Origin of the sequence: Vibrio anguillarum, assembly GCF_003390515.1 — a bacterium.
Lineage (GTDB): Bacteria > Pseudomonadota > Gammaproteobacteria > Enterobacterales > Vibrionaceae > Vibrio > Vibrio anguillarum.
Window position 1 is genome coordinate 289,006 of record NZ_CP031479.1, and the last position, 26,104, is coordinate 315,109.

The window sequence follows — 26,104 nt, forward strand, 5'->3', positions numbered from 1 at the left end:
CTTAAAACGTTAAGGCGGTTTGCCACTCACGGATCCACGCTTTACGCATCTCAGACACCTCTTGTGCGCTAAAGGTGAGCGCCTTTGGTGGCACAGCCAGCGTTTCAAAACCTTTCGGTAGCGCGACAGACGTCACAGGATACATCCAGTTTCCGGTTGGCATCACCGACTGAAATTGATCACTTAAAATAAAGTGCATGAACTCATCGGCCAATTTGCCGTTACCACTGTGTTTTACTTTCGCAGCCACTTCCACTTGTATGTAGTGACCTTCGGCAAAATCAGCAGCCGCGTACTTGGCGTCATTTTCCGCAATTAAATGATAGGCTGGAGAGGTGGTGTAAGAGAGAACCAGATCGGACTCACCCTTAAGAAACATCGCATAGGCTTCTGACCAACCTTTGGTGACTGTCACAGTCTTATTGGCGAGCTGTTGCCATGCCAAATTGGCTTTCTCACCATAGACAGATTTCATCCACAGCAGTAAGCCTTGACCGGGTGTTGAAGTGCGTGGATCTTGATAAATAACTTTAAGATCATCGCGCTTTTCTACCAACTCTTTTAAGCTTTTCGGTGGGTTTGCTAATTTCTCTTTATTGTAAACAAAGGCAAAATAGCCGTAATCATAAGGAACAAATGTTTCATCACTCCAACCACCAGGTAGCGTGACTTGGCCCGTCTCGACATTATGATCTGCCAATAAGCCAGTCTGTTTGGCCTCGGCCATTAAGTTGTTATCTAAACCGAGTACGATGTCTGCTTTACTGTTATTACCTTCAAGACGCAAACGGTTTAGGATCGATACCCCATCATCGAGTGCCACAAACTGAAGATCGCAAGCGCATTGTGCTTCGAATGCTTTTTCAATCGCCGGTCCCGGGCCCCATTCTGATGCGAACGAGTCATAGGTATAAACGGTAAGGATATTGTCAGCGGCATGCGCTGAAAAAGAGGTGATGGTGGCAAGTGCAATGGTATTAAGAGTGGTGTTCAACTGGTCGCTCTCCTTGGTTGAGCGGCACAGGTTTGAGGAGGATGAGAATATTCCATTATTCCTATTCTGAGATCCTAACCCAATTCCTACGCCAGCATTATCTGGTTCAGGTTTACGGGTCCCAAGCTCACGCTTGATCTCAGCAGCATTCATTGAGATGAATGATTTGCTCCCCGTTGAGTGAGGTGGATTGTAATTGGAATTAACGCAATAAGCTACACCGTTGGGCGTGAGTCATATCCCCAACGTGGCACAAGCCCTTGTTCAACGCCTAAATGGTCCAAAATACGCGCCACCATAAAATCGACCAAGTCTTCAATTGACTGCGGCTGATGATAAAAACCGGGGGCAGCGGGCATAATGGTGACGCCCATTTGCGACAACTTGAGCATGTTTTCTAAATGTAAGGTGGAAAACGGAGTTTCGCGCACCACTAACACCAGTTGGCCACGCTCTTTCATCACTACATCGGCAGCACGTTCGATCAAATTATCGGACATGCCATGGGCAATCGCCGCAACGCTACCTGCCGAACATGGGCACACCACCATCTGTTTTGGCGCAGCAGAGCCCGAAGCCACTGGTGAGAACCACTCTTCTTTGCCGCACACGACAAGCTGTGAGGCATCGCAGTGTAAATGTTCCACCAACGCTGCTTTGGCTGCCTCAGTCCCACTGGGCAACTTCAAACCGTGCTCGGTTGCAAGCACAACGCGCGCGGCCGAAGAGATCAGCAGATACACTCGGTAATCTGCAGCCAATAAACACTCCAACAGACGAAGTCCGTAAGGAGCACCTGAAGCGCCAGTAAAGGCTAAAGTGATGGCTTTCTGTTGTGTTGTCATAACTCTCTATTTCGTTTGTGTCGCTGGCATTACATGGCTTGATTTAATGCAAGTAGGAGCTTGTTATGAATACCTTCAAAGCCACCATTGCTCATCACCAAGATGTGATCGCCCGGCTGGGCTTCCTGCGCAATTTGCGCGACGAAAGCATCAATATCATCATTCACTTGCGCTGGTTGTGAGCATTGATCAGCTACATCCTGCACCGACCAAGCAAGATTGTTAGGCTGATAGAGATAAACTGAATCGGCTTGCTGTAATGACGCCGCTAAAGTTTGCTTATGTACGCCCAACTTCATCGTAGCCGAACGAGGCTCTAAAACCGCGATAATTTTCTGATCGCCTACCTTGTTACGTAAACCACCCAAAGTAAGTTCAATGGCCGTTGGATGATGAGCAAAATCGTCATACAACGTAATACCGTTCACTTCGCCTTTAAGCTCTAAACGACGTTTGGTATTGATAAATTTGCCCAAAGCTTGACAGGCTAAATCTGGAGTGACCCCCACGTGACGCGCCGCGCCAATCGCCATTAAGGCGTTATCGACATTATGATCGCCAACCAAATCCCAAGTTACGCGCCCCACGCGTTCATTGCCAAAGAACACATCAAATTGCGAACCATCACGCGTGATTTTTTCAGCTTTCCACTGCGCTTGCTCACCGGTAAACTCGGTTTCGCTCCAGCAGCCACGTGCGAGAACATCTGCTAATGCGCGCTCTTTTTGCGGAGCAAAAATACGGCCATTGCCCGGCACAGTACGCACTAGATGATGAAATTGGCGCTTAATCGCTTCAAGATCGTCAAAAATGTCTGCATGATCAAACTCTAAGTTGTTCAACACTAAAGTGCGTGGGTGATAATGGACAAACTTAGAACGCTTATCGAAAAAAGCGCTGTCATATTCATCGGCTTCAACCACAAAAAACATGCTTTCGCCCAAACGCGCAGAAATACCAAAGTTGCCAAGTACGCCTCCCACCAAAAAGCCCGGTTGGTAACCGCAATCTTCTAAGATCCACGCCAACATGCTCGACGTGGTGGTTTTACCGTGTGTACCAGCCACCGCAAGGACCCAGCGGTCATGCAACAGGAACTCTTGCAACCATTGCGGGCCAGAGGTGTAACGCAAGTTGTGGTTCAGCACATATTCAACACACGGATTGCCGCGACTCATGGCGTTGCCAATCACCACCAAATCAGGCTTGGGCTCTAATTGAGCAGGGTCAAAGCCTTCGATAATCTCGATACCTTGAGACTCCAATAACGTACTCATCGGTGGGTAAACGTTGGCGTCGCTGCCGGTAACTTTATGACCTAATTGCCGCGCTAAAACGGCAACACCGCCCATAAACGTACCGCAAATCCCAAGAATGTGAATATGCATAAATCCTAGCCTCGCACATGGCGTTGTGAGTGATTGTCTCCATTATCACCATCCATTTAAGAAAAGCGAGCATGTTTGCAACTTCTAAAAAGTCGACAAACAAATTGAGATCTCAATCTGTTACTTCATTACCATTAAAAAGATCTAAGCCCTAAAATCGCAGTGTTACCCAAACGTTATCAAATGGGTCACTCGTTTCGGCCGACATCCCAACAAGAGGATGCGTTGTGAAACAATCACTCCCCCCTATATAGCTATGTTAAGGAAATAACATGTCTGAGATTCGCACTCTTGGCGAGTTTATTGTTGAGAAACAACATGACTTCCCCCACGCAAGCGGTGATCTTTCATCTCTGTTGTCCTCTATTCGTCTTGCGGCAAAAATTGTTAATAGAGAAATCAACAAAGCAGGCCTTGCTGATATTACCGGTGCAGTTGGTACGGATAATATTCAAGGCGAAGAACAACAAAAACTCGATGTGTACGCCAACGAAAAATTTAAAGCGGCGCTTGAAGCGCGCGATCAAGTGTGTGGTGTCGCCAGTGAAGAAGAAGATGAAGCGGTTGCGTTCAGCAAAGAGCTCAACAAAAATGCAAAATACGTGGTGTTGATGGACCCGCTGGACGGCTCATCCAACATCGATGTCAATGTCTCTGTCGGCACGATTTTTTCTATTTATCGCCGCGTATCGCCAGTCGGCACGCCACCAACACAAGAAGACTTCTTACAACCCGGTAATAAACAGGTTGCGGCTGGTTATGTTATTTACGGCTCTTCAACCATGTTGGTGTATACCACTGGCAACGGCGTGAATGGCTTTACTTATGATCCGTCACTCGGCACCTTCTATCTTTCACACCCCAATATGATGACCTTCGATGATGGTAAAATTTACTCCATCAATGAAGGTAACTACATCCGCTTCCCAACTGGCGTCAAAAAATACATTAAATACTGCCAAGAGAATGTGCCTGAAGATAATCGCCCTTACACCTCACGTTACATTGGTTCGCTAGTGGCGGATTTTCACCGTAACCTGCTCAAAGGTGGGATCTATCTATACCCAAGCACGCAAAGCCATCCAAACGGCAAGCTGCGTCTATTGTATGAATGCAATCCTATGGCGTTTTTGATTGAACAAGCAGGCGGTATTGCTTCTGACGGTGTCAATCGCGTGTTGGATATTAAGCCGACAGAACTGCATCAACGTGTGCCATTCTTCTGCGGTTCAAAAAATATGGTCCATAAATTGGAAGAGTTCTTGGAACTCAATCGCGATTAAATCAGCTCAATGAGCGCCTAACTCTAGGCGCTTTTTTTATCGATAAATATGAGGCAAGACTCTCTTTTTACGGTTTACACCGTTTCCTATTTACCGCTAAAGTTGCAACACAAGCGTTTACGTTCTGTTAATCAACCCAAAACAATTCAAGTCCAGCGACGAAAAAGGAAATGCTAAATGAGCTTAAACAACGTTCCGGCAGGAAAATCACTGCCTGATGATATTTACGTGGTGATTGAAATTCCAGCCAACGCCGACCCAATCAAATACGAAGTCGACAAAGAATCTGGCGCGGTATTTGTGGACCGTTTCATGTCTTCACCTATGTTCTACCCATGCAACTACGGTTATGTGAATCACACCTTATCGCTCGATGGCGATCCTGTCGATGTGTTGGTGCCCACCCCTTATCCGCTCATGCCAGGCTCGGTGATTCGCTGCCGCCCAGTTGGCGTATTGAAGATGACCGATGAGTCTGGTGAAGATGCCAAAGTGGTGGCGGTTCCTCACTCCAAGCTCACCAAAGAGTACGACCACATTCAAGACGTAAATGACCTGCCAGCACTACTGAAGGCGCAAATTACACAGTTCTTTGAACGCTATAAAGAGCTTGAAGCGGGCAAATGGGTCAAAGTCGATGGATGGGAAGATGCCGCTGCCGCGCGAGCTGAAATCCTGACTTCATTTGAACGTGCTCAAAAGTAGTCACCATCATTAAACAGTCACGATAGTTATATACCCAAACAACTTGGAGTTGCAGGTAGGCGGCAAGTGAGTGAGTCCCCATGAGCATAGGCAAACTATGTGATTGGGGTGAACGAACGTAGCCAACACCGCTGCAGCTTCAAGTAGGAAGGGGATAAGTGTCGTTATAAATAAAAAGCCACATCCTGCTAATACGCTGTGTGGCTTTTTATTTCCATTTTCAACGCCGTTCGTTACACCCGTTGGCACCAGTCTCCAGAATCAATCACAGCAGTAAGACGGCTGTGATCTTGATAGAGATAAATCCACGCACGGCCAAATGGGGTTTCGATCGTTTCACGGCGATATTCGATGGGAATATCTTCTAAAAGATCGAGTTTTGCTAGTGTCGGCTCATCCACTCGATATACCTCACCGACTATCGATTGCTGTCCCTGAGCCAAGCCAGGATATGGACCTAGATCATACAGCGCATAGTCAGCTGGCGTGTAGAACGATCCTAACATTTCGCTTGTCTCAAGCAGATGCGCATTACTTTCACCACGGCGTAATGTGCCGTAGACAAAAACCAGATGTTGCATATGACTGTCCCTAGTTAAATTCAAACTGATACAAAAGATCCACCGCGCTATCTAAACCGGATACCGCTTCAACGTACAAATCCCTCATCAAGCGGTAACGCACGGTAAATTCGCCCACCGAGCTGAAAATACCAACACCATATTTCACTTGTAGCCCCGGTAAAATATAGCCGCTTACCGTCACTTGTGAATCATCACCGGAACCGGCCGTATCCAATTGCAGATCTTGCACACCGAAGGCTTGACCAATTTCGCCCACCACCTTACCGCTTTGTGCCAAGCTCAAACCAATCAGTGCAGTGGTCATCGCATTGCCACCCGCCTCGCCATCAATATTCTGACCACGAAGTAGGTAAGAAAGTGCATTGGCTTGTGGCATCGCGGGTTCTGAAAAAATGGAGACTGTGGGTTCATCGGCAGAGCCGGTCACTTTTACCCCTGCAATCACGCCATCTTGTGTGTTATCCGGGTTGCGCACCGCTTTAATCGAAACATAAGGTTGATCAACCGGTCCATTCATTAAAATTTTGCCTTCTTGGATCAGCAAATCTTGTCCAAAGGATCGATACGAACCATTTTGGATATTTACTTCTCCAGTAATAAAAGGACCTTTATCCTTTTGCGCCACATTGAGGCGGCCAATCAAGCCGCCTTGCAAACCAAAGGCACTGAGCCGGAAATCATCACCAATCGAGATGTTTACATTCGTTTCAACGTTAAATGGCATGGCGCTTTGCTCGCTCACAGGCTGTAAAGCAGCGTCCAATATCACTTGATCTTTGGAGACACCAATCGCGCTCGGAGGCAACTCTTCTACCACGATACGTCCCCAAGGCAGGTTAATATTTCCTGTCACAGTGGCCAGTTGAGGTTCTAGTGTGATGCTCATGTCTGGGATAACTTTAATCTTGACGATAGGCGGCAGATCCACCAATAGCTCATCGGCCAACACGCGCAGGTTGGCACGCCACTGCTCTATTTTCTGCCAGTCGGCATCCCCCTTGATACTCAACTCGCCATCCGCAGTTTGAATCGCAGCATTGAGCAAGGCTTGGTAACCATTAAAGTCCATCGCCACTCGGCCCGAGGTAACATCCAGCGGCGAAATATCGCCTTTGACGACAATGTCATCCACCACCACGCTGCCTATCACTTTCGGGTGCAACATCGGCCCACTGAAGGCAAGTTGACTGCTAATCTTCGATTTCGCTTGGCTATAATCCCCAAGCAGCGGCTGTAGAAAATCAATATTAAAAGTGGAAAGCGTTAATGCGCCATCCATCATTTTTTCTTTTGCCATTAGATCCGCAATGGTGATTTGCCCCGACAGATCGCCATTATCGGTCACATCCACTAGCCAACGAGCAAACAGCTTGTTCTGTTCAAGCGTACTTTCAATAGTGACGCTATCCCAACCTAAAGTAATGGCTTGGTCGATGTGCTGCGTGACTGCACCTTGGCTTAAGCTGAGTGACACTTTCGCTTGAGGCGCAGTATTGGGCGCCCATTGAGCTGTGAGACTGACATCGGCTTGGCCTTTAAGTTGAGTCTCTTGCGGTAAAAACATTGCGATTTGCTGAAAATCAAAATGATTGAGAGAGAGCTCGGCCGCACCACTTTGCCCCACAGTCGCGTCTTTATCTAAGCAGAGCGATGCTCCCTCTTGCTGCCAACAATGCGCGGCAATCGTGGCTTGTTGTTTCTCGATATTAACCGCAACAGGTGTCGCTTGGTTTAATAGCCACGGCCCTTGTTCTGTGGACAGTTGTACTCGTTCCAGCGCACCTTGCCACTGCATCGTCGGCTTATCTTCAAAAGATCCGCTGATCGCCAAGCTGGTTGAAATCAGATTTGAAATGACGTCTAAGCTCAGTTGATGCTGCGCCTGCGTGCCTGAAAAACGCAAGTCCACACTATCAACTAACTGCTGCTGGTAGCTCAACTGGCTCGCCTGCAATTTCACTTCGGCTTGTGGCACAGGAAGTGGCGTAACATCACCAGTTAAAGTCACCTGCTTTAAAGTCGCTTGTTGCTGCCAAGCAAGATCATTTGCATTGAGGCGCAGCTTGATTTGTGGCTGCTGTAAATCACCACGCAGATAAATATCGCCAATCACTTTGCCGTGCAAATCAGGAACACTTTTCACCAGATCCGCAAAATCAACCGATAAGCCCATACGCCACTCTTTATCCAGCTCACCTTTGGCCGTAATCTGGTTGGGTCCATGGGCTAACGTTAAGCCGCTGGTCGACACAGTAAAAGCGCCTTTCCCTGTCATATCTGATGCGTTTAATTGACCTTCAATATTCAGTGGGTAGCCACGCAACACACCCTCAATATCCAAAATAGGCAGCGCAACGTTCCAACCGCCCTGCTCGGTCAGCTCACCCGTAGTTTCGAGCTTACCGCTGATCACGCCTTCGGCTTGCGGCCACTGTAATCCCGGCTGAATCTGTTCTAAATTCAGCGCCGCTTGCCAGTGAATTGGGGCTTGCCAGTTGGCCATCACTTGGCCAGCAATTTGCCCCCCTAAGGTATCGATGAGCAAAGAATCTAAGTTGATTTGCTGTAAAGTGCCTTTACCAGCAACATCCAGCGTCACATCGGGCAGATCTTTACCTTGCAGTTGGCCATTGAGCGCCACGCTATATCCGTCGAGTGAGCCTTGAGTTTTTAAACTCGGCACGCGAACAAAATAGTCTCCTTGCCCAATCAATGGCCACTGTGCTTGAACATCATCCAACGAAATATCAAACGGGATCTCAGGTTGCAGTAGCGCCAATTGCGCATTTAAGTTTGCTTGCGCAAGCCCGCCCAGTTTCGCGTTGAGCGTTAAATCACCCAAGCTACCCGAAGCCTCTAGTGCCAGTGTTTGCCCCTGAGCTTCGGCCATTTTGAGCGTGCTTTTTAAAGAGAGATTGAGCGGATAGTCTCCCTTCAACTGCGCATCAGCTTTTAGGTTGGCAATCAATTGTGGCAGCTCAAGCTCAAGTGATTTTAATGAAACACTGCTCTGATAAGCATTGGCGACCAAACCAAGATGCTTGACAACCAAAGGCTCAGCTTGCTGAAGAGTAAACTGATTGATATCAAAACGCTCCACTTCCAATTGCAGCGGAATGATCACTTCTGGCAAGGTGATGGGCGTTTTCACCGTAGGTGCCACAGTCGATGATACGGTTGTGGATTGAGTGGATTTGGATTGTGCGCTTGAGGCTGAATCGACATCTTCATTGGTCGCAAGCTTCAGTTGAATATCGCTCCAACTGGTTTTGCCAATCCGTAAGCGATTACCTTGAAATGAGGCATGAGTAGAAAATTGCTTCCATGCCAGCGTATTACCCAAAATATCCAGCTGAATATCATTGAGCTCCACACGGCCAACCTTAATTGGCACCGGTGTAGAGATTGACGTAATGGGATCAGAGGCAGACGAAGGCTCACCTTGCGTCGAAGGGGGAAGCTCTGGCAGTGCCAGCCTTAATCCACTGATCGCAAGTTCATTTAAGCAAATTGAAGGCTCCAATAAGCAGCTAGCACTTATGGCTAATGTCACGCGCTGCACATCGAGATCGATCTTTAATGCTTCATCGGAAAAGGTGACTTGGTTGAGCGTGAAACGTGGAAAAATTGCACCTTGAGCGCTGGCAACCTGCAGTTGTGGCAGCGCTTTTTGCGCTCCCCACAGCAGACCGTTAAGCCCTGTGTTGGTAAACAACAAGGCTGCGAGTGCAATAAATACCGCGCCCAACAAGGTGAATAAAATCGCCGATGCCCATTTGGTTATCTTCAACATCACTTTGGTCATAGTTCAGGCCCCAAGGTGAAATGCAGCTGAAATTCATCGCCGGGATTGGCGTCAAGCCCCCATGCAAAATCTAAGCGGATCGGTCCAACCGGAGAAGCCCAGCGAATCCCGGCTCCCACACCAGTTTTCCAATCCGGCGAGTTATTAAAGGCATCGCCGTAATCGACAAACAGTGCACCCCACCAATTTCCAACCAAACGATATTGATACTCCAACGAACTGGTGGCGATGTATTTGGCCCCAGTCAGTGCGCCACTGGCATCTTTAGGTGAGATAGATTGATAGCTATACCCTCGTAAATTGTTATCGCCACCAGCAAAGAAGCGCAGAGAAGGCGAGAGTTTGTCAAACTCTTCACTGAAGTTTGCGCCGCCGTCTAAACGCAATAAACCACGATGGTTTTGCCCAGCGCTGCGTATCCAAGCCGTGCCCGCCAACAACCGCACCACACGCGTTTCAGAGACGAAATTTGGATCGCCATACTCAAGTGTGATGCTCTGTTTATCGCCCCACATCGGCATTGAACCACCACGAACACGCGTACGAGAATAGGTCGCTCCCGGTAATACAAACTGGCCGACATCGCTTTGCAAACCTTGTTCGTAGTTTTCTATCAAATAACGAACGAATAGGGTTCGATGCCAACCACCATCACGCAGCCAGTGGCGTTCAAACGATAAGTTAGACTCCAAACTCTTCGTATCACGGTTATCGACATTCTTCATTCCATACTGAATTCGATAATATTCACGCCGCACATCTTCTAGCGGTATTTTGTAGCCAGCGGTAATGGTCTGCTCTGGGGCAGAGAGGGAGAAGCTGCTATCAAAACTGTGGCCGAGGCTGTTAACCCAAGGTTTCTTCCACTTGAATGAACCACGCACTCCCACATCCGTTGAGTAACCTAAACCGGTTTCAAGCTGATTTCGAGCTTGCGGTGCAAGGGAAACCTTCATCGGCAGTTCGCGACCGTTCTCCAGTTGACTGAGATCAGGTTCAACAAAAACAGAGGAAAACCAATCGGTATTGGATAAGTTTTGGTTATATTCCCCTACCTTGGAAACAAGGTAAGGATCATTGGTTTTATAGGGCTGAAGTGAGCGAACTCGCTGATCTTCAATTTGGCTGCCAGTAATGAGCGAGGGACCAAAATGGTAACGAATACCACTGTTAAAATGAAGGCGTACGAAAGCTTCATTCAACTCTGGCGCAACTTCCAAACGGCTTAATTCAAAATTCCCGTTAAAATAACCTTTTTGCAACGCTAAGTTACGGATACCCGATTTCAAAGCATCGTACTGGCCATGATTAACCGCCGCGCCCACTTTAAGGGCATTGCGGTTAATGAGATTGGCAAAATCAGCATCAGATTCAGCTTCCCCGCTAATCACCACATCCATCTCTTTAATGGTTGTTAGCGGTCCAGGATTGATATTGACCATCAGCTCTTGCTCATCGCTCACCACCACAAACTCAAATTGAGGATGGTAGTAACCCAGCGCGACAAGCGCTTCCGTCATGCTTTTCTCTAAACGAGATTGAAAACGAAGATGCGTTGAATAGTCGCTCTCTGGAATCGACGATAAATAGGCTTCAACGTTGTTTTCTAATTCACCCTCTAAACCATTAATGGTTAACGCCACCTTGGCATACGCCGAAGTGGAAATAAGTAGCATCGTGAATAGAACTGGTAATGATTTTCGTCTCATGCTTAATTAAAGGAACAGTTGAGTAAACAGATCGTTAATGGATGGAAATCATACCGCCAATAGCAAGCTCCGTCTGTATGAAATCAGTCAATTATTCGGGCTGAATGTGAAACAGTGGCTCAACAACAATAAATAAAGCCAAAAATCGGTACACAAAAGGAAAGCTTATGCTCAATAAACAAACAATGGTCAGCGCACAAACAGCATTGAAAGGACGAGAAACTCCTATGTCAGTGGAGGAAATTCATTACGTTAACCACAGCAACATCACTGAGCAGCCTAATGAGCATCAGCAACAAATAGTGATTGGCATGGGCTGTTTTTGGGGCGCTGAACGCTTATTTTGGCAACTCGATGGTGTGGTGTCGACTTCAGTAGGCTATGCCGGCGGCTTTACCCCAAACCCAACTTACGAAGAAGTATGCAGTGGTGAAACTGGCCATACTGAAGTGGTACGCGTAATCTTTGATCCACAGCGCTTGCCATTAGAAAAGCTATTAAGTCATTTTTGGGAAAAGCACGATCCAACCCAAGGCATGCGTCAAGGTAACGATAAAGGCACTCAGTATCGCTCCGCCATCTATACCTATTCAGAGCAGCAACAGCAAATAGCACAAGCCTCAAAGCAGCGATACCAGCAGGCGTTGTCAGCCAGTCAACGAGCCTTAATTACCACCGAAATTGCACCCGCTGGTCCTTACTACTACGCCGAAAGCTATCATCAACAATATTTAGCTAAAAATCCGAATGGTTATTGTGGGTTAGGAGGAACAGGCATCTGCTTCCCACCCCAGCTCAGCGAATAAAGCGTGTAGAATTGAGGCTTTGTTAGCATTTTGTTAACCGCTTAATGGCCTCTTTTCGTGGTTTTATTGATTCTATGCTATACCTTTGTTGCTCAACTAAAAGGGACCCCTACAATGAAAAGTAAACGAGTGATCGCCATTCTAATGGCCTGCTGTCCAGCGCTTGCCATGGCACACAACATTACCCAAGGTCAGCAAGTTGCTGATGTTTCAGTGGAAAAATATGGTGAAATCATCCTACAAGATGATAAAACGGCCTTTCAAACTTGGGATACCAGCCAACTGCTAGGCAAAGTGCGCGTCATTCAAGCCATTGCTGGTCGCAGCAGTGCTAAAGCGTTAAATGCACCATTGATGGCTGCCATTACGGCCGCACAATTTCCCGCAGAAAGTTATCAAACCACCTCGATCATCAACCAAGATGATGCGATTTGGGGCACAGGATCGTTTGTCAAATCTTCCGCTCAAGACAGCAAGAAAGAGTTTCCGTGGTCTTCCATGGTGCTAGATGAAGCGGGAAATGTAGCCAAAGCGTGGGATTTAAAAGAGGAATCATCAGCGATCATCGTTCAAGACAAGCAAGGTAAGGTACTGTTTGTTAAGGAAGGTGCATTGAGTGATGAGGAAATTCAAACGGTTTTAGGCTTGATCAAACAGAATTTATAATAACCTTAGGTGGCCGATAACACGGCTGCCTTTGCTAAACATATCGTGGTGAAAGGTGCTTTTATAAAAATAAGAGTACGCTTTATTCTCACAATATTGTTATATTATAACAATTATCATTTTACTACTGTATTGGTTTGATGTTTACCCGTCTACGTTGCCCCCATTACCGAGCTCAAAGCATTGCATTATGTGCCATGCTGCTGATGCTATGGTTGAATGTCGCTTATGTAGATCATCACCTCGATACTAATCCTGCGCATCACGCGCAGCATCATTGCCAACTTTTTTCTGGCTTTCAAAATGGTCTAAGCAGTGCGCTGCCTATCCTTCCTGCCGTTAGTGGCAGCGAAATTCGATCATCAGTAGAGAAAACTCAGCGTCGCCCGTCAGTTCATTACGCTTATCTTGCTCGCTCGCCTCCTCACTTTTAGACGTCTTATCTAGTTATTTATGATTTGTTACCCAAAGCCAAAGCGCTAAGGGCTATTTTGATGTTTAAAAGGAATCACCCAATGTTTATCCAACGTAAACTCGCTCTCTCTATCGGCCTAATTTTAAGCATGCCAGCACTGGCAAATGAAGAGTTTCGCCAACATGAGGCTCATGTACATGGCCACGTCGAGTTCAATATTGCTCAAGATGGGCAAGATTTACTGATTGAAATCACCGCCCCCGGCGCTGATGTAGTCGGCTTTGAACATGCACCACAAAATGATGAACAACAACAGCGCTTAAATAAAGTCCTTGAGCAGTTCAGCCACGCCGATGGCATTTTCCAACTGCCCGCTCCGGCCAAGTGTCATTTAGAAGAAAGTCGTATCGCGCATACGTTAAATGGTGAGCACCACGACCACGACCACGACCACGACCACGACCACGACCACGACCACGACCACGACCACGACCATCATGAAAAACATGATGATAAACATCAAGATAAAGATGCTCAACACGCACACCATGACCATAAAAAAGATGTGCATGATGAAGGCGAGCATAGTGGTCACGGTGAATTCACGATTCAGTACCAATATCACTGCGATAACATGCCGCAATTGCAGTACCTCGACACGCAATGGTTTAACTTGTTCCCAAATACCCAAACAATCTCTGCCAATGTACTGACAGACAAAGCACAATCTGCCTCTGAGTTGAAAACAAACAGCACTCGCATTACGTTTTAAGGCGTATAAGCAACAACCTAGAGTAAGCACACACTTACTCTAGGTTCATTGTCGTTAAAGGAATTCACAATGAGTGATTTGCATATTCTATCGCTGACGTCTGTCATTGAATTGAAAGAGGTCGAATTTCGTTGGCCGAATAGCTCACAACCAGCCTTATCTATCCAGGATCTTTGTGTAAAACGTGGAGAGCACCTTTTTATTAAAGGGCCAAGTGGTTGTGGCAAATCGACCTTACTGAGCTTACTGACTGGGATCAACCAAGCACAACGAGGGGAGGTCTCTATTTTAGGCACCAACCTGTCGACGTTAACTTCCCGTCAACGGGATCGTTTTCGAGCCGATCACATTGGCTACATTTTCCAACAATTTAATTTATTGCCTTATCTCTCAGTGATTGAAAACGTTACGCTACCTTGCCATTTTTCCAGCACTCGCAAGCAGAATGTTGCAGGCGATCTGATTGAGAAAGCAAAACAGTTACTCACTCGCTTACATCTTGCACCTGAACTACTGACTAAACCGGTTATCGAACTGAGTATTGGCCAGCAGCAGCGTGTCGCGGCGGCGAGAGCACTGATTGGAGAACCCAAGCTGATCATCGCCGATGAGCCAACCTCTGCGCTGGATCACGACAATCGACTCGCGTTTATCGAACTGTTATTGGAAGAGGCGAATCGGGCAGGTTCAACGCTGGTGTTTGTGAGCCACGATCCCACCTTAGAAGCTTTATTTGACCGCGCAGTTTACCTCCCTCAATTGAATCAGGCAGGAGTGACAGTATGAATGTAGTTACCAATCTGGCGTGGAAAAGTGTACTTAACCGCAAAACCACAGCGCTACTCTCCATTCTGACGGTTGCCATTTCAGTCATTCTGTTAATGGGGGTTGAACGCATTCGAACTCAAGCTAAAGAGAGCTTTGCTAACACCATTTCAGGGACGGATCTAATCGTCGGTGGCCGCTCTGGACAAGTCAACTTGCTGCTCTATTCGGTATTTAGAATTGGCAATGCCACCAATAATATCGACTGGAAAAGCTACCAAGCCTTCAGTGAGCATCGCAGCGTCAAGTGGGCGATCCCCATTTCATTGGGTGACTCACACCAAGGGTTTCGCGTTATGGGCACCAATCACCATTATTTCGAGCATTTCAAATATGGAAGTAAGCAACCACTCACCTTCTCTCAAGGCACTGAGTTTCATGGTTTATTTGAAACGGTATTGGGTTCAGATGTCGCCGAAACCTTAGGTTACCATATTGGCAGTGACATCATTATTGCGCATGGGATCAGCGATGTGGGTTTTAGCCGCCACGACAACCTCCCTTTCAAAGTAGTGGGGATTTTAGCGCCAACGGGAACGCCCGTAGACAAAACAGTGCATGTCTCATTAGAAGCAATTGAAGCCATTCACGTGGGTTGGGAATCGGGTGCGCATTTAGGCAATTCGCCATCCAAAGAGCAGCTTGAACAACACAACTTTCAACCCAAGCAGATCACCGCCATGTTGATCGGTTTAAAATCGAGAATTCAAACCTTTGCACTGCAACGTGAAATCAATAACTATCGCCAAGAACCCTTGAGCGCCATTATGCCCGGCGTCGCTCTGCAAGAACTGTGGGGTATGATGTCGATAGCAGAACAAGCTTTAATGGCGGTGTCGGTCTTTGTGGTGGCGGCAGGGTTACTTGGTATGCTCAGCAGCTTACTGACAAGCTTGCAGGAAAGACGCCGTGAAATGGCGATTCTGCGCGCCATGGGTGCACAACCTAAACATATTTTTGCTCTGCTTATCAGCGAAGCGACGACGCTGACCTTCATTGGCATCTGCGTTGGATTAGCGGGGTTATATTCACTGCTCGCACTGGCGCAACCTTTTATTGCGCAGCATTATGGCATTCAAATCACACTCAGCACCTTAAGCGGCTATGAGTGGCAATTATTAGCTTATGTACAGCTGGCTGGCATTATTATTGGTGTTATCCCGGCTCTACGCGCCTATAGACAATCACTTAGCGATGGAATGACCATTCGAATTTAGGACTTAACGATGAAAAAACTACTGCTTATCAGCACGCTGCTGCTATCAGTCTTGTTACCGATGTACGCACAGAGTAATGAACAAGTACTGACGCTCGATTGGATCGATCTGATCCCGGAGAACGAACGTAACCAATTCAACGCCGATGGCATGCCAGCATTGAACCATGATGGCGAAATGACGGCTGCACAATCAAAAATCGGCGGGGTTAGAAAAGAGCTCAATGGCAGCGTGGTCAAAATACCCGGCTTTGTGATCCCACTGGAAGGTGACGCCAATAACGTTACTGAGTTTCTACTGGTGCCCTACTTTGGCGCATGCATTCACGTGCCGCCACCGCCACCAAACCAAATTATTTATGTGAAATATCCGCAAGGTGCTCCAATCCAGCAGCTCTGGGATGTAATTTATCTGATTGGGACACTGAAAACCGAAAGTGTTAGCCACGATCTGGCCGAAACAGCGTATGTAATCGAAGGCACTGCGATCGAAGAATACGACGACATGTAGTTAACAAAATAGCAACCTATTGATTCATCTAAACTAAACGATATATTTAGATAAATACGCTAGCAAAGCGACATATATCAACAATAGTAAAGTAATCGATAGGTGCTTTTTCAGTCTATTTTCTTTCCAACACTTCATAAGCGCCCCACAAATTCCGATAACAATTTTAACAAGTTATTATCATTAGGGATAGCGCAAATTTATGATCTAGAACGAATGTTTTTCCTAGATGGAAAATGCGTTACACGTTACATTTTAATCCATGAATGAAATGGGTGATTGAAGCGGACATAAAATGGCAGATACCAACAACCCTGTAGTGATTGAACATCAAGCCAACTCAGGTCAAAGCCACGAAAAAAAATCGAGCTATATCAAAGACAGTGGTAGTCGCATTTTGAATATTGCTCAATATCACGGCTTAGATGCGCTGCTACAAACGGATCCGCCAGAAAAAACCTCGCTTGATCGCGCCTTATTTAGAGAACAGCAACGTAAAGAACAGCGACAAAAAAACCTAGAGCAGATCGTCAAACTGGCGCATATCTCTTGTAAAAATGAGACCGCGGGAGAGCCTGATCAAGATTGGTTACACCGCTTTTTCGATATGGCGCAAGACATCCACAACTCTTCGATGCAGCGACTTTGGGCGCAAGTACTCAAACGCGAGGTGACCAACCCCGGTTCAACCTCAATGAAAGCGCTGCAAGTATTACAAGACATGACACCAAAAGAAGCGCAGATACTCCAAAAAGCCTCAGCGTTAGCCTGCTGTTTTGGTAGCGATAACAGCCGCAAGCTGTTGGTCGGCATTCGTGCTACTAACGGTATTTTTAGTTTAGGAAAACGCATCAGCACATTTGTCATCAATATGGGTAGTTTCCAATTACCCTATTCGAGCCTGTTGGTACTGATCGAGCTTGGCTTACTGCATGCCACTGAACTGGAATCTGGAGAAATTGAACTTGAACCGGCACTGCTGTTGACCTATCAAGGCAAGAATCTGTCACTGCAATCGATGAGTAAAGGGGTAAGGCTGCTCTATTACCGTTTCAGTCCCACTGGCAATGAGCTGTGTAAGCTACTGGGTAATAAACCGAATATGCAGTACTACGATCAGATGTTGGCGGTGCTTAGCCAGAAATTCACTGTCCACACCGAAGTTGCCAGCAGCTCTTTTCATCACGCCGTCTAGCCTCAAAAAAATAAAGGGCTCAAGCTGATGAGCCCTCTTCTACATTAGGCGATAATCGCTTGTACTTGCAGCGCTGTTAGGCAAATTTCCACCAGCTCATCAATGTTTTTTTCGCCAGCCGCAAGATCGATCTCAGGGTTTTGCGGCGACTCATACTCAGAGTCAATGCCCGTAAAATTACTGATTTCACCAGCGCGCGCTTTTTTATACAGCCCCTTCGGGTCGCGCTGCTCGCACACGTCCAACTTGGTATTGACAAACACTTCGATGAATTCACCTTGTGGCAGCATATCGCGCACTAATTGACGCTCAGCGCGATGCGGTGAAATGAATGCTGATAACACGATTAACCCAGCATCGGCCATCAGCTTCGCGAGTTCACCAATACGGCGAATATTTTCTCGCCGATCTTGCTCTGAGAACCCAAGGTCGCTGCACAAGCCGTGGCGTACATTATCCCCATCGAGTAAATAGGTGTGATACCCGAGTTGAGCTAAACGCTGTTCCAACGCACCAGCAATGGTTGATTTTCCCGCCCCTGACAACCCCGTAAACCACAATACTGCTGGCTGTTGTTGTTTTAAATTGGCGCGGAACGACTTATTCACCGTATGCTGATGCCAAACAACATTTTCATCTTTATTAGCCAAATTCGTACCCATTACTCAATCCTTTGCTGTCTCAAACTAGCCAATAGAGGGACGCTATAAGCGGCAATCCCTCACACCGAATCACCACAGTTAAACCTTGAGTAACTGACGAAGATCTTTGGCTTCCCAGTGTGGAAAGTGCTTGCGGATCAAGGCATTCAATTCCACTTCAAATGCAGAATGGGCGCTTTGAGCATGAGCGATGTTTTGCAAACTATCTCGAACTAAGCCCGCCCCCACCGTCACATTCGTCAGGCGATCGATGATGATAAAACCACCAGTATTTGCACTGTCTAAGTATTTATCCAGCGCGATCGACTCTGTTAGCGACCATTCACACAAGCCAATGCCATTGAGCGGCAACTCTTCACTGTGATAAGTCGATAAATTATTAATATCGTACTGGTGACGCACCGCTTGCAACTGGCCGACGATTTTCTTACCTGCAATTTTGATGTTGTATTCACGCCCGGCTTTGAGCGGTTGTTCTGTCATCCAGACCACATCGGCTAATAGATGGTTAGTTGATTCAACCTGCGCTCCTTGCAGCACAATAAGATCACCACGGCTGATGTCAATTTCATCGCTGAGCGTTAACGTCACCGCTTGGCCTGCTTGCGCTTGCGGCAAATCTCCATCGAAAGTAACAATACGTGCCACGGTGGATGTTTTTCCAGACGGAAGTGCAGTGATTGCATCTCCAACGCTGATACTGCCTGCTGCAATCGTGCCTGCAAAACCGCGAAAATCGAGATTCGGTCGGTTCACATACTGCACAGGAAAACGAAACTCACTGGCTCCTTTTTGCTGATCAACGTCCACCGTTTCAAGCAGCTCCAGCAGTGATGGGCCTTGATACCAACGCATATGTTGGCTTGCTTCGACCACGTTGTCCCCTTCCAGAGCAGAAAGCGGGATGATCTGAATATCAGTATCACCTTGCAGATGCTTTGAAAATTCCACGTAGTCTTGACGGATCTGCTCAAAACGATCTTGTGAGTAATCGACCAGATCCATCTTATTCACCGCCACCACAAAATGCTTCAAACCTAACAGATTAGCAATGAATGAGTGGCGACGCGTTTGATCCAAAATGCCTTTACGGGCATCGATCAAAATCACCGCGAGATCGCAAGTGGATGCGCCCGTCGCCATATTGCGCGTGTACTGCTCATGCCCCGGAGTATCGGCAATGATGAATTTGCGCTTTTGAGTAGAGAAATAGCGATACGCCACGTCAATGGTGATCCCTTGCTCACGTTCCGCTTGCAGGCCATCAACTAACAGAGCTAAATCGGGGCGCTCGCCCGTCGTGCCAACACGCTGGCTATCGGAATGGACGGCGGCCAGTTGATCTTCATAAATCTGTTTTGTGTCATGAAGCAAACGACCAATCAAGGTACTTTTTCCATCATCAACTGAGCCACAAGTCAGAAATCTCAGTAACGATTTGTGCTGGTGTTGCGTGAGATAAGCTTCAATACCGATCTCAGAAAGCTGAGCCTGAACTGCACTATTCATAATCTTTCCTTAGAGGCTTAGAAATAACCTTGGCGTTTTTTCAATTCCATCGATCCTGATTGATCGTGGTCGATCGCGCGGCCTTGTCGTTCACTGGAAGTGGCCACCAGCATCTCTTCAATGATGCCCGTTAGCGTATTGGCCTCTGATTCAATTGCGCCAGTAAGTGGATAACAACCTAACGTGCGAAAACGCACACTCTTGTGCTGTACTTCTTCTCCAGGTTGCAGCTTCATCCGCTCATCATCAACCATGATCAGCATCCCATCGCGTTCGACAACTGGGCGAATGTCCGATAAATACAGCGGTACGATCTCGATGTTTTCCAAATAGATGTATTGCCAAATATCCAATTCAGTCCAGTTCGACAACGGGAAAACACGAATGCTCTCACCTTTATTGATTTGGCCGTTGTAGGTTTTCCATAGCTCCGGACGCTGGTTCTTCGGATCCCACGTGTGGTTCTTGTCACGAAAAGAATAAACACGCTCTTTCGCGCGTGATTTCTCTTCATCACGACGCGCACCACCAAAAGCAGCATCAAAACCATATTGGTTCAACGCTTGTTTTAAACCTTGGGTTTTCATGATGTCGGTATGCTTTGAAGAACCATGCTCAAAAGGGCTGATCCCCATCGCGATCCCTTCTGGGTTTTTGTGTACCAAAAGCTCAAAACCATACTTGTGCGCCATACGATCACGAAATTCGATCATTTCACGAAATTTCCAATCGGTGTCCACATGCAGTAGTGGGAAGGGAATTTTCCCCGGATAAAAAGCCTTGCGCGCTAAATGCAGCATCACCGAAGAGTCTTTACCAATCGAATACATCATTACTGGGTTATCAAATTCAGCGGCCACTTCACGTAAAATATGAATACTTTCGGCTTCGAGCTGTTGTAAATGGGTTAAGCGTTGTTGATCCATCTGCATGCTTCCTTTTCGCTCGCATTGCGAGCCTTGTGCAATGAGAAATTGGTTTGAGTATTGAGTTGGAAATAACTGACTTGCCTTGCAATCAGGCGTAATTCACTTGGTTTTGCTGCGCGGGTTGTTCACCAAACCAATGCAGTTTTTCCGACAGCGCCACCACTTCGCCCACCACAATCAAGGCCGGAGCCTGTGCCTGCGCCGCCAGTTGTGATAAGTCACTGAGCTGCCCTTTGAAGACTTTTTGCGAACGCTGAGTACCGCGTTCAATAATCGCGATTGGTGTGTTGGCTTGGCGTCCATGTTCAATCAACTGCTGCTGGATATAACTCGACTTCATCAAGCCCATGTAAATGACTAAGGTTTGATTACCACGCGCCAATGTTGACCAATCCATGTCATCGTTTTCCGCTTTAAGGTGACCGGTGACAAACAGAGCGGATTGCGCATAATCACGATGAGTCAGTGGAATTCCCGCATAGGCCGTTGCGCCTGCCGCCGCTGTAATACCGGGGATCACCTGGAATTTCACCCCCGCATCAAACAGCACTTCCAACTCTTCACCACCGCGGCCAAACATAAACGGATCGCCGCCTTTAATACGCACGACTTTGTAACCTTGCTGCGCAAAATCGATCAGCAATTGATTGGTTTTTTCTTGAGGAACACTGTGGTGTCCAGCGCGCTTACCCACGCAGACTAAGATGGTATCGCTCGGCACCAGCGCCATAATTTCATCAGACACTAGGTAGTCGTACAACACCACGTCGGCTTGTTGTAGAAAGCTCAACGCTTTGAGCGTCAGCAGTTCTGGGTCACCCGGCCCTGCACCAATCAAAGCCACTTCACCGCAGGTCAATTGGCTTTTGACGTACGATGGAGCGCTACTTGCCAAAGCATCATTGTTGACCGCAACTAAGCGCGGCCCTTTGATTGGCAACTGAGAAATGGTTTCCGTCGTACTCATTGTTGTTATCCATAACTTAATTCATGGATGCATTATGGCGGGCTCTTCATATTACCTGAAATTCTAAAATTTCATTTTTTATATCAAAAGCTGATAAGGGAATGGATAATTCCGAATAAGAAGTGACTATCTCTCTGATTAAAAGCCAATCAATGATGAGATCTTGTCGACAGAATGCCGGTGAGTTAACGCGTAACATCACAAATTGATATTCATTGAAATCATCGTTTCATAAGATTTTGTTACATTAGACGAGTTATTTGTTCCCTACCCCTAACTGGAGTACACAATGAAAGTGGCAGTGAAACCTCTCTCCATCGCGATTTTGAGCGGTATGTTAGCAATGGCTGGCCCAGCAATGGCGGACACCATTAAACTGCGTATCGTCGAAACGACCGATATTCACACCAATGTGATGGATTACGATTACTACAAAGACAAGCCATCGAACCAGATTGGTTTATCTCGTGCGGCGACGTTAGTGAAGCAAGCGCGCAGCGAAGTCGAAAACAGCATTTTGGTCGATAACGGTGATTTACTCCAAGGTAGCCCAATGGGTGACTATATGGCCGCCAAAGGCATCAAAGTTGGTGAGGTTCACCCAGTTTACAAAGCGATGAATCAGCTCGGCTACGATGTAGGTAACATTGGTAACCATGAATTTAACTACGGTTTGTCCTTTTTAAAGGAGAGTATTAACGACGCCGCATTCCCGTATGTCAATGCCAACGTCTATGACCAACAAACGGGCAAACACCTCTTCAATCCCTATCTCATTAAAACGCACACGTTCAAAGATACCGATGGCAAAGAGCACCAAATTAAAGTGGGTTACATTGGTTTTGTCCCACCACAAATCATGGTGTGGGATAAGAAAAACCTGGATGGCAAAGCGTTTGCCAAAGACATCAAGCAAACAGCCGAGGAGCTGATCCCGCAGATGAAGAAAGAGGGTGCCGATGTGATCGTGGCAATCCCGCACTCTGGTGTCTCAGCTAACCCATATTCCGTTGGTGCAGAAAACTCGGTTTACTACCTCACCCAAGTAGAAGGCATTGACGCGATTGCTTTTGGTCACTCTCACGCGGTATTCCCTAGCCAAGATTTTGCCAAACTGCCAGGAGCAGATGTGACTAAAGGCACCATTAATGGCGTAACCGCTGTCATGCCGGGGCGCTGGGGTAGCCATGTTGGTGTGATGGATCTGACTTTGCAAAGCAAAGATGGCCAATGGTCAGTCGTGAATGGTCAATCCCAAGCTCGCCCAATCTTCGATAAAGCCAATAAGAAATCACTGGCAGCAGCCGATACAGGCATAGTGAAAGCCTTAGAGTCGGACCATAAAGGCACGCGAGATTTCGTGAATCAACCGATTGGCCAAGCGAATGATGTGATGTACAGCTTTTTAGCCTTGGTACAAGATGACCCAACCGTGCAAATCGTTAACCTTGCACAAAAAGATTATGTGGAACGCTTTATTCAAGGCGACCCAGATCTTGATGGTTTGCCGGTGTTATCGGCCGCAGCCCCTTTCAAAGTTGGTGGCCGTAAAGATGATCCTGCCGGTTTCACCGAAGTCGAAGCTGGCCAACTGACATTTCGTAACGCAGCAGATCTCTATCTTTACCCTAATACATTAGTCGCGCTGAAAATGACGGGTAAAGAAGTGAAGGAATGGTTGGAATGCAGCGCGGGGCAGTTTAATCAGATTGATCCGCACAGCACTCAACCACAATCCTTGATCAATTGGGCTGATTTCCGCACGTATAACTTTGATGTGATGGATGGGGTGAATTACCAAATCGATGTGACTCAACCCGCCAAATACGATGGTGATTGTAAAGTGGCGCATAAAGATGCTGAGCGCATTGTAGGCTTAACTTATCAAGGTAAACCTATCGATGTAAAACAGACCTTTATTGTCGCCACCAATAACTACCGCGCTTACAGCAATAAATTTGCAGGCACGGGCGCACAATTTGTTGCCTTTGACTCACCCGACGAAAACCGCACGGCCGTCGCCAACTACATTTCGCGCGTGAGTAAAGAAAAAGGTCAAGTTACGCCAAGTGCTGATAACAACTGGTCGTTTGCTCCGATTAAAACCAATACTGCATTAGATATTCGTTTTGAAACCTCTCCAAGTGAGAAAGCAGCACAGTTCATCAAAGAGAAAGGCCAATACCCAATGACTTTGGTGGAAAACGATGAGGTTGGTTTTGCGGTTTACAGGATTGACCTTACCCAATAACCCCCCACTCAAATCGATTGAAAGAGGCCAATGAATTAAGGCGCTTTCACCCCACAAACGCAGCCTTTCGCTGCGTTTTTTATTTCCCGCTCGACAACCTAACTCTGATCTTGATGGTTCTTGACTATCCACGCTTCATTTAAGGTTCGTTACAACCTCTGTTTAATTTTCAAACATTAGTTTGATTAAATTTAATTATAAAAAATCATCAAATATGCAATTTTTCTATTCTTTGGCAGGTCTTTGTCCTCGTAATGAGAATAAAAGCGCAATCAGCGCCTTATTCTATACTTGATCATAATTTGCTAAGGAGGAAGTGTGGGGCTTGCTATCGACATTCAAACCTTTCTAACAGCCGGAAGTCATTCACTGACTTTACTATTCATCGGCGTAATTTTGCTTTCCTATTTGTTAGAGGATGTCGCTATTGTCACCGCCGCCACACTGGCTTTACAAAATCTCATGCCACCTGGCTTGGCGTTGTTGGCTATTTTTGTCGGCATTGTTAGTGGCGATCTCGGTTTGTATTACTTAGGCCAAGTGGCACAACGCGTTCGTCCGCTCCGCTATCAAGCGCTGACCAATAAACATTTTCGAACCGTCCGTCGCAAGCTGCACCATCATACTTTTTTAAATCTGTTTATTATTCGCTTTGTCCCCGGCCTAAGAACGGTGGGCTTTACTTTGAGCGGTTTTTTTTCTATTCCGTTGGCGCTATTTCTGTGCTCCGTACTGACGGCCACAGCGCTGTGGACACTGATCGTTTTTTCAACGCTTTATTACCTAGGGAGTCAGGTTTGGCAACAGTCCTCTCCTTATCAATGGATCATTATTCCTATCGCGGTTGGGCTATTAATGCTCACCAATCGTCTTCTCAACAAATCATTTTCTAAAGGATTGTCATGAACGCCAAATTAGAAATGCCTTGCATTGCACATGGCAAAATCAACGCGGGTATGCCGCTTTTAGAGCAAGACACCAAACGCAGCATTTCTCCTTATGAATTTCTGCCCAGTTGGTTTTTCTACACTCCTGTAGTGATTCAAAGCCTGCTGCAAGGGCTGCGTTATGGCAACTGGGGCTTACCCTTAATTGCAAACCCCGGCATCAAGCTCAGCGGCATGGTTGGAGAGTCAAAACACGACATTCTTAATCTAGCCGGTGAATACGCTCAGCAGTGGATATCGCCCTTTATCACCCGAACGAAAAGCCATCAAACCGCTCAGCAGCAAACAGCACAGGCTCTGTCTGCAATGCAACAAGCATCGTTGGATTTCCCTCTTGTCGCTAAACCAGATTTAGGCTGCCGCGGCGTTGGCGTCAAACTGCTGCAAAATGAACAACAACTGAGTGACTACATCCAATCATTCCCGATTAACGCCCGTTTTTTACTGCAACAAAAAGCGCCGTATCAAGCTGAAGCTGGCGTGTTTTATGTGCGCTATCCCGGTGAGGCTCAAGGCAACATTATTTCCATCACGCTCAAGTACGCCCCGTTTGTCACTGGGGATGGCATTCACACTTTAAAGCAGTTAATTGAACGCTGCCCACGCGCGGGGCAACTCCCTCACCTCTATTTTCCTCGCCACCTTGAGAAGCTCGATTGGGTTCTTGAAGCAGGGCAGGAGTTTCAACTCGCCTTTGCGGGCAGCCATAGTCGCGGATCGATTTTCCGCAATGGTAACCGTTACATTACTCGCGCTCTCACCAACAAGCTGGATGAGATTTTTAACAATGTTGACGGGTTTCATTATGGGCGGCTCGATATCAAGTTTGCCAATATTCACCAATTGATGGCTGGAGAACAGTTCACGATTTTGGAAATCAATGGCGCAAGCAGTGAAGCCGCTCATATTTGGGATAGAGAAACACCGCTGCGTGAGATCTTCTCAACCTTACTTAGGCAGTACCGAATCTTATTCGACATTGGCGCGCAGCAGCGAAAGTTAGGCCATCAAACACCCAAAATGGCTGAACTGCTGAACGCTTGGCGCAAAGAAAAGGCCTTAACCGAACACTACCCAAGCACGGATTAACCTTATCCATAAGAACAATCATAGGGATAGA

At 46.9% G+C, this 26,104-nt stretch carries 23 protein-coding genes and 1 riboswitch; of the genes, 13 read left to right on the forward strand and 10 right to left on the reverse strand.

Annotated features, from left to right (window positions below; all coding sequences use genetic code 11):
- Position 1 precedes the first annotated feature (1 nt).
- The 3 genes from thiB to mpl all read right to left on the reverse strand — a co-directional run bounded on the left by thiB (position 2) and on the right by mpl (position 3,227).
- Complete coding sequence (gene thiB, locus DD616_RS05390; protein ID WP_208872037.1) at positions 2–994, reverse strand: thiamine ABC transporter substrate binding subunit; 993 nt, start codon at positions 992–994, stop codon at positions 2–4.
- Between the two features lie 66 nt (positions 995–1,060).
- Positions 1,061–1,180: riboswitch (TPP riboswitch) on the reverse strand.
- Positions 1,181–1,209: 29 nt separating this feature from the next.
- On the reverse strand, positions 1,210–1,839 hold the full coding sequence (locus DD616_RS05395; protein ID WP_013855960.1) for a flavin prenyltransferase UbiX: 630 nt from the start codon (positions 1,837–1,839) through the stop codon (positions 1,210–1,212).
- A gap of 29 nt (positions 1,840–1,868) precedes the next feature.
- Positions 1,869–3,227 (reverse strand): UDP-N-acetylmuramate:L-alanyl-gamma-D-glutamyl-meso-diaminopimelate ligase, encoded by a 1,359-nt coding sequence (gene mpl, locus DD616_RS05400; protein ID WP_208872038.1) that lies wholly within the window; start codon positions 3,225–3,227, stop codon positions 1,869–1,871.
- Positions 3,228–3,499: 272 nt separating this feature from the next.
- On the opposite strand from mpl, the gene fbp reads away from it, so the two are divergent.
- Positions 3,500–4,510, forward strand: a complete 1,011-nt coding sequence (gene fbp, locus DD616_RS05405) for a class 1 fructose-bisphosphatase (RefSeq protein ID WP_013855958.1) — start codon at positions 3,500–3,502, stop codon at positions 4,508–4,510.
- A gap of 177 nt (positions 4,511–4,687) precedes the next feature.
- The gene (ppa, locus tag DD616_RS05410; protein WP_010318803.1) at positions 4,688–5,215 is read left to right on the forward strand and encodes an inorganic diphosphatase; all 528 of its coding nucleotides are present in this window, start codon (positions 4,688–4,690) and stop codon (positions 5,213–5,215) included.
- Positions 5,216–5,448: 233 nt separating this feature from the next.
- Here the strand turns inward: ppa and DD616_RS05415 are convergent, their stop codons facing one another.
- From DD616_RS05415 to tamA, 3 genes are read right to left on the reverse strand one after another with little or no spacing between them, the layout of a single operon-like run.
- Positions 5,449–5,796: a gamma-glutamylcyclotransferase family protein gene (locus DD616_RS05415; protein ID WP_208872039.1), complete on the reverse strand. Its 348-nt coding sequence runs from the start codon at positions 5,794–5,796 to the stop codon at positions 5,449–5,451.
- A 10-nt stretch (positions 5,797–5,806) separates the two neighbouring features.
- The gene (tamB, locus tag DD616_RS05420; protein WP_208872040.1) at positions 5,807–9,604 is read right to left on the reverse strand and encodes an autotransporter assembly complex protein TamB; all 3,798 of its coding nucleotides are present in this window, start codon (positions 9,602–9,604) and stop codon (positions 5,807–5,809) included.
- Positions 9,601–11,313 (reverse strand): autotransporter assembly complex protein TamA, encoded by a 1,713-nt coding sequence (tamA, locus tag DD616_RS05425; protein WP_019282532.1) that lies wholly within the window; start codon positions 11,311–11,313, stop codon positions 9,601–9,603. The genes tamB and tamA overlap by 4 nt, the downstream gene beginning before the upstream one ends.
- A 167-nt stretch (positions 11,314–11,480) precedes the next feature.
- Between tamA and msrA the strand changes: the two genes are divergently transcribed.
- From msrA to DD616_RS05465, 8 genes are all read left to right on the forward strand, one after another.
- The gene (gene msrA / locus DD616_RS05430) at positions 11,481–12,119 is read left to right on the forward strand and encodes a peptide-methionine (S)-S-oxide reductase MsrA (RefSeq protein ID WP_088729165.1); all 639 of its coding nucleotides are present in this window, start codon (positions 11,481–11,483) and stop codon (positions 12,117–12,119) included.
- A 114-nt stretch (positions 12,120–12,233) separates the two neighbouring features.
- On the forward strand, positions 12,234–12,785 hold the full coding sequence (locus DD616_RS05435) for a YtfJ family protein (RefSeq protein ID WP_026027808.1): 552 nt from the start codon (positions 12,234–12,236) through the stop codon (positions 12,783–12,785).
- A 140-nt stretch (positions 12,786–12,925) separates the two neighbouring features.
- Positions 12,926–13,219 carry a DUF2607 family protein gene (locus DD616_RS05440; protein WP_083248854.1) on the forward strand — a complete coding sequence of 98 codons (294 nt, stop codon included), beginning with the start codon at positions 12,926–12,928 and terminating at the stop codon, positions 13,217–13,219.
- Positions 13,220–13,300: 81 nt separating this feature from the next.
- A complete protein-coding gene (zrgA, locus tag DD616_RS05445) occupies positions 13,301–13,972 on the forward strand; it encodes a zinc uptake protein ZrgA (protein ID WP_198302663.1) in 672 nt (223 codons plus the stop codon).
- 69 nt (positions 13,973–14,041) lie between these two features.
- Positions 14,042–14,758, forward strand: coding sequence for an ABC transporter ATP-binding protein (locus DD616_RS05450; RefSeq protein WP_208872041.1), 717 nt, complete (start codon positions 14,042–14,044; stop codon positions 14,756–14,758).
- Positions 14,755–16,014, forward strand: coding sequence for an ABC transporter permease (locus DD616_RS05455; protein WP_208872042.1), 1,260 nt, complete (start codon positions 14,755–14,757; stop codon positions 16,012–16,014). Before DD616_RS05450 ends, DD616_RS05455 begins: the two co-directional genes overlap by 4 nt.
- Positions 16,015–16,023: 9 nt before the next feature.
- Positions 16,024–16,524 carry a DUF3299 domain-containing protein gene (locus DD616_RS05460; protein ID WP_017046980.1) on the forward strand — a complete coding sequence of 167 codons (501 nt, stop codon included), beginning with the start codon at positions 16,024–16,026 and terminating at the stop codon, positions 16,522–16,524.
- A gap of 295 nt (positions 16,525–16,819) precedes the next feature.
- Positions 16,820–17,719 carry a TIGR03899 family protein gene (locus DD616_RS05465; RefSeq protein WP_013855945.1) on the forward strand — a complete coding sequence of 300 codons (900 nt, stop codon included), beginning with the start codon at positions 16,820–16,822 and terminating at the stop codon, positions 17,717–17,719.
- A 44-nt stretch (positions 17,720–17,763) separates the two neighbouring features.
- On the opposite strand, the gene cysC is transcribed toward DD616_RS05465, so the two are convergent.
- The 4 genes from cysC to cobA all read right to left on the reverse strand — a co-directional run bounded on the left by cysC (position 17,764) and on the right by cobA (position 21,786).
- On the reverse strand, positions 17,764–18,381 hold the full coding sequence (cysC, locus tag DD616_RS05470) for an adenylyl-sulfate kinase (protein ID WP_208872043.1): 618 nt from the start codon (positions 18,379–18,381) through the stop codon (positions 17,764–17,766).
- A gap of 78 nt (positions 18,382–18,459) precedes the next feature.
- On the reverse strand, positions 18,460–19,890 hold the full coding sequence (gene cysN / locus DD616_RS05475) for a sulfate adenylyltransferase subunit CysN (RefSeq protein WP_208872044.1): 1,431 nt from the start codon (positions 19,888–19,890) through the stop codon (positions 18,460–18,462).
- Between the two features lie 17 nt (positions 19,891–19,907).
- On the reverse strand, positions 19,908–20,816 hold the full coding sequence (cysD, locus tag DD616_RS05480) for a sulfate adenylyltransferase subunit CysD (RefSeq protein WP_026029179.1): 909 nt from the start codon (positions 20,814–20,816) through the stop codon (positions 19,908–19,910).
- Between the two features lie 91 nt (positions 20,817–20,907).
- Positions 20,908–21,786: a uroporphyrinogen-III C-methyltransferase gene (cobA, locus tag DD616_RS05485; RefSeq protein WP_019282540.1), complete on the reverse strand. Its 879-nt coding sequence runs from the start codon at positions 21,784–21,786 to the stop codon at positions 20,908–20,910.
- Between the two features lie 289 nt (positions 21,787–22,075).
- Between cobA and cpdB the strand changes: the two genes are divergently transcribed.
- From cpdB to DD616_RS05500, 3 genes are all read left to right on the forward strand, one after another.
- The gene (gene cpdB / locus DD616_RS05490) at positions 22,076–24,037 is read left to right on the forward strand and encodes a 2',3'-cyclic-nucleotide 2'-phosphodiesterase (protein ID WP_208872045.1); all 1,962 of its coding nucleotides are present in this window, start codon (positions 22,076–22,078) and stop codon (positions 24,035–24,037) included.
- A gap of 318 nt (positions 24,038–24,355) precedes the next feature.
- On the forward strand, positions 24,356–24,943 hold the full coding sequence (locus tag DD616_RS05495; protein WP_017046984.1) for a DedA family protein: 588 nt from the start codon (positions 24,356–24,358) through the stop codon (positions 24,941–24,943).
- Complete coding sequence (locus DD616_RS05500; RefSeq protein ID WP_017042863.1) at positions 24,940–26,073, forward strand: hypothetical protein; 1,134 nt, start codon at positions 24,940–24,942, stop codon at positions 26,071–26,073. The genes DD616_RS05495 and DD616_RS05500 overlap by 4 nt, the downstream gene beginning before the upstream one ends.
- The last annotated feature ends 31 nt before the right edge of the window (positions 26,074–26,104 follow it).

What these genes read in the sequence shown, in the direction of transcription:
- DD616_RS05395 (WP_013855960.1), bottom strand. Translation starts at nt 1,839, where the DNA reads ATGACAACACAACAGAAAGCCATCACTTTAGCCTTTACTGGCGCTTCA.
- mpl (WP_208872038.1), bottom strand. Translation starts at nt 3,227, where the DNA reads ATGCATATTCACATTCTTGGGATTTGCGGTACGTTTATGGGCGGTGTT.
- fbp (WP_013855958.1), top strand. Translation starts at nt 3,500, where the DNA reads ATGTCTGAGATTCGCACTCTTGGCGAGTTTATTGTTGAGAAACAACAT.
- ppa (WP_010318803.1), top strand. Translation starts at nt 4,688, where the DNA reads ATGAGCTTAAACAACGTTCCGGCAGGAAAATCACTGCCTGATGATATT.
- DD616_RS05415 (WP_208872039.1), bottom strand. Translation starts at nt 5,796, where the DNA reads ATGCAACATCTGGTTTTTGTCTACGGCACATTACGCCGTGGTGAAAGT.
- tamB (WP_208872040.1), bottom strand. Translation starts at nt 9,604, where the DNA reads ATGACCAAAGTGATGTTGAAGATAACCAAATGGGCATCGGCGATTTTA.
- tamA (WP_019282532.1), bottom strand. Translation starts at nt 11,313, where the DNA reads ATGAGACGAAAATCATTACCAGTTCTATTCACGATGCTACTTATTTCC.
- msrA (WP_088729165.1), top strand. Translation starts at nt 11,481, where the DNA reads ATGCTCAATAAACAAACAATGGTCAGCGCACAAACAGCATTGAAAGGA.
- DD616_RS05435 (WP_026027808.1), top strand. Translation starts at nt 12,234, where the DNA reads ATGAAAAGTAAACGAGTGATCGCCATTCTAATGGCCTGCTGTCCAGCG.
- DD616_RS05440 (WP_083248854.1), top strand. Translation starts at nt 12,926, where the DNA reads ATGTTTACCCGTCTACGTTGCCCCCATTACCGAGCTCAAAGCATTGCA.
- zrgA (WP_198302663.1), top strand. Translation starts at nt 13,301, where the DNA reads ATGTTTATCCAACGTAAACTCGCTCTCTCTATCGGCCTAATTTTAAGC.
- DD616_RS05450 (WP_208872041.1), top strand. Translation starts at nt 14,042, where the DNA reads ATGAGTGATTTGCATATTCTATCGCTGACGTCTGTCATTGAATTGAAA.
- DD616_RS05455 (WP_208872042.1), top strand. Translation starts at nt 14,755, where the DNA reads ATGAATGTAGTTACCAATCTGGCGTGGAAAAGTGTACTTAACCGCAAA.
- DD616_RS05460 (WP_017046980.1), top strand. Translation starts at nt 16,024, where the DNA reads ATGAAAAAACTACTGCTTATCAGCACGCTGCTGCTATCAGTCTTGTTA.
- DD616_RS05465 (WP_013855945.1), top strand. Translation starts at nt 16,820, where the DNA reads ATGGCAGATACCAACAACCCTGTAGTGATTGAACATCAAGCCAACTCA.
- cysC (WP_208872043.1), bottom strand. Translation starts at nt 18,381, where the DNA reads ATGGGTACGAATTTGGCTAATAAAGATGAAAATGTTGTTTGGCATCAG.
- cysN (WP_208872044.1), bottom strand. Translation starts at nt 19,890, where the DNA reads ATGAATAGTGCAGTTCAGGCTCAGCTTTCTGAGATCGGTATTGAAGCT.
- cysD (WP_026029179.1), bottom strand. Translation starts at nt 20,816, where the DNA reads ATGGATCAACAACGCTTAACCCATTTACAACAGCTCGAAGCCGAAAGT.
- cobA (WP_019282540.1), bottom strand. Translation starts at nt 21,786, where the DNA reads ATGAGTACGACGGAAACCATTTCTCAGTTGCCAATCAAAGGGCCGCGC.
- cpdB (WP_208872045.1), top strand. Translation starts at nt 22,076, where the DNA reads ATGAAAGTGGCAGTGAAACCTCTCTCCATCGCGATTTTGAGCGGTATG.
- DD616_RS05500 (WP_017042863.1), top strand. Translation starts at nt 24,940, where the DNA reads ATGAACGCCAAATTAGAAATGCCTTGCATTGCACATGGCAAAATCAAC.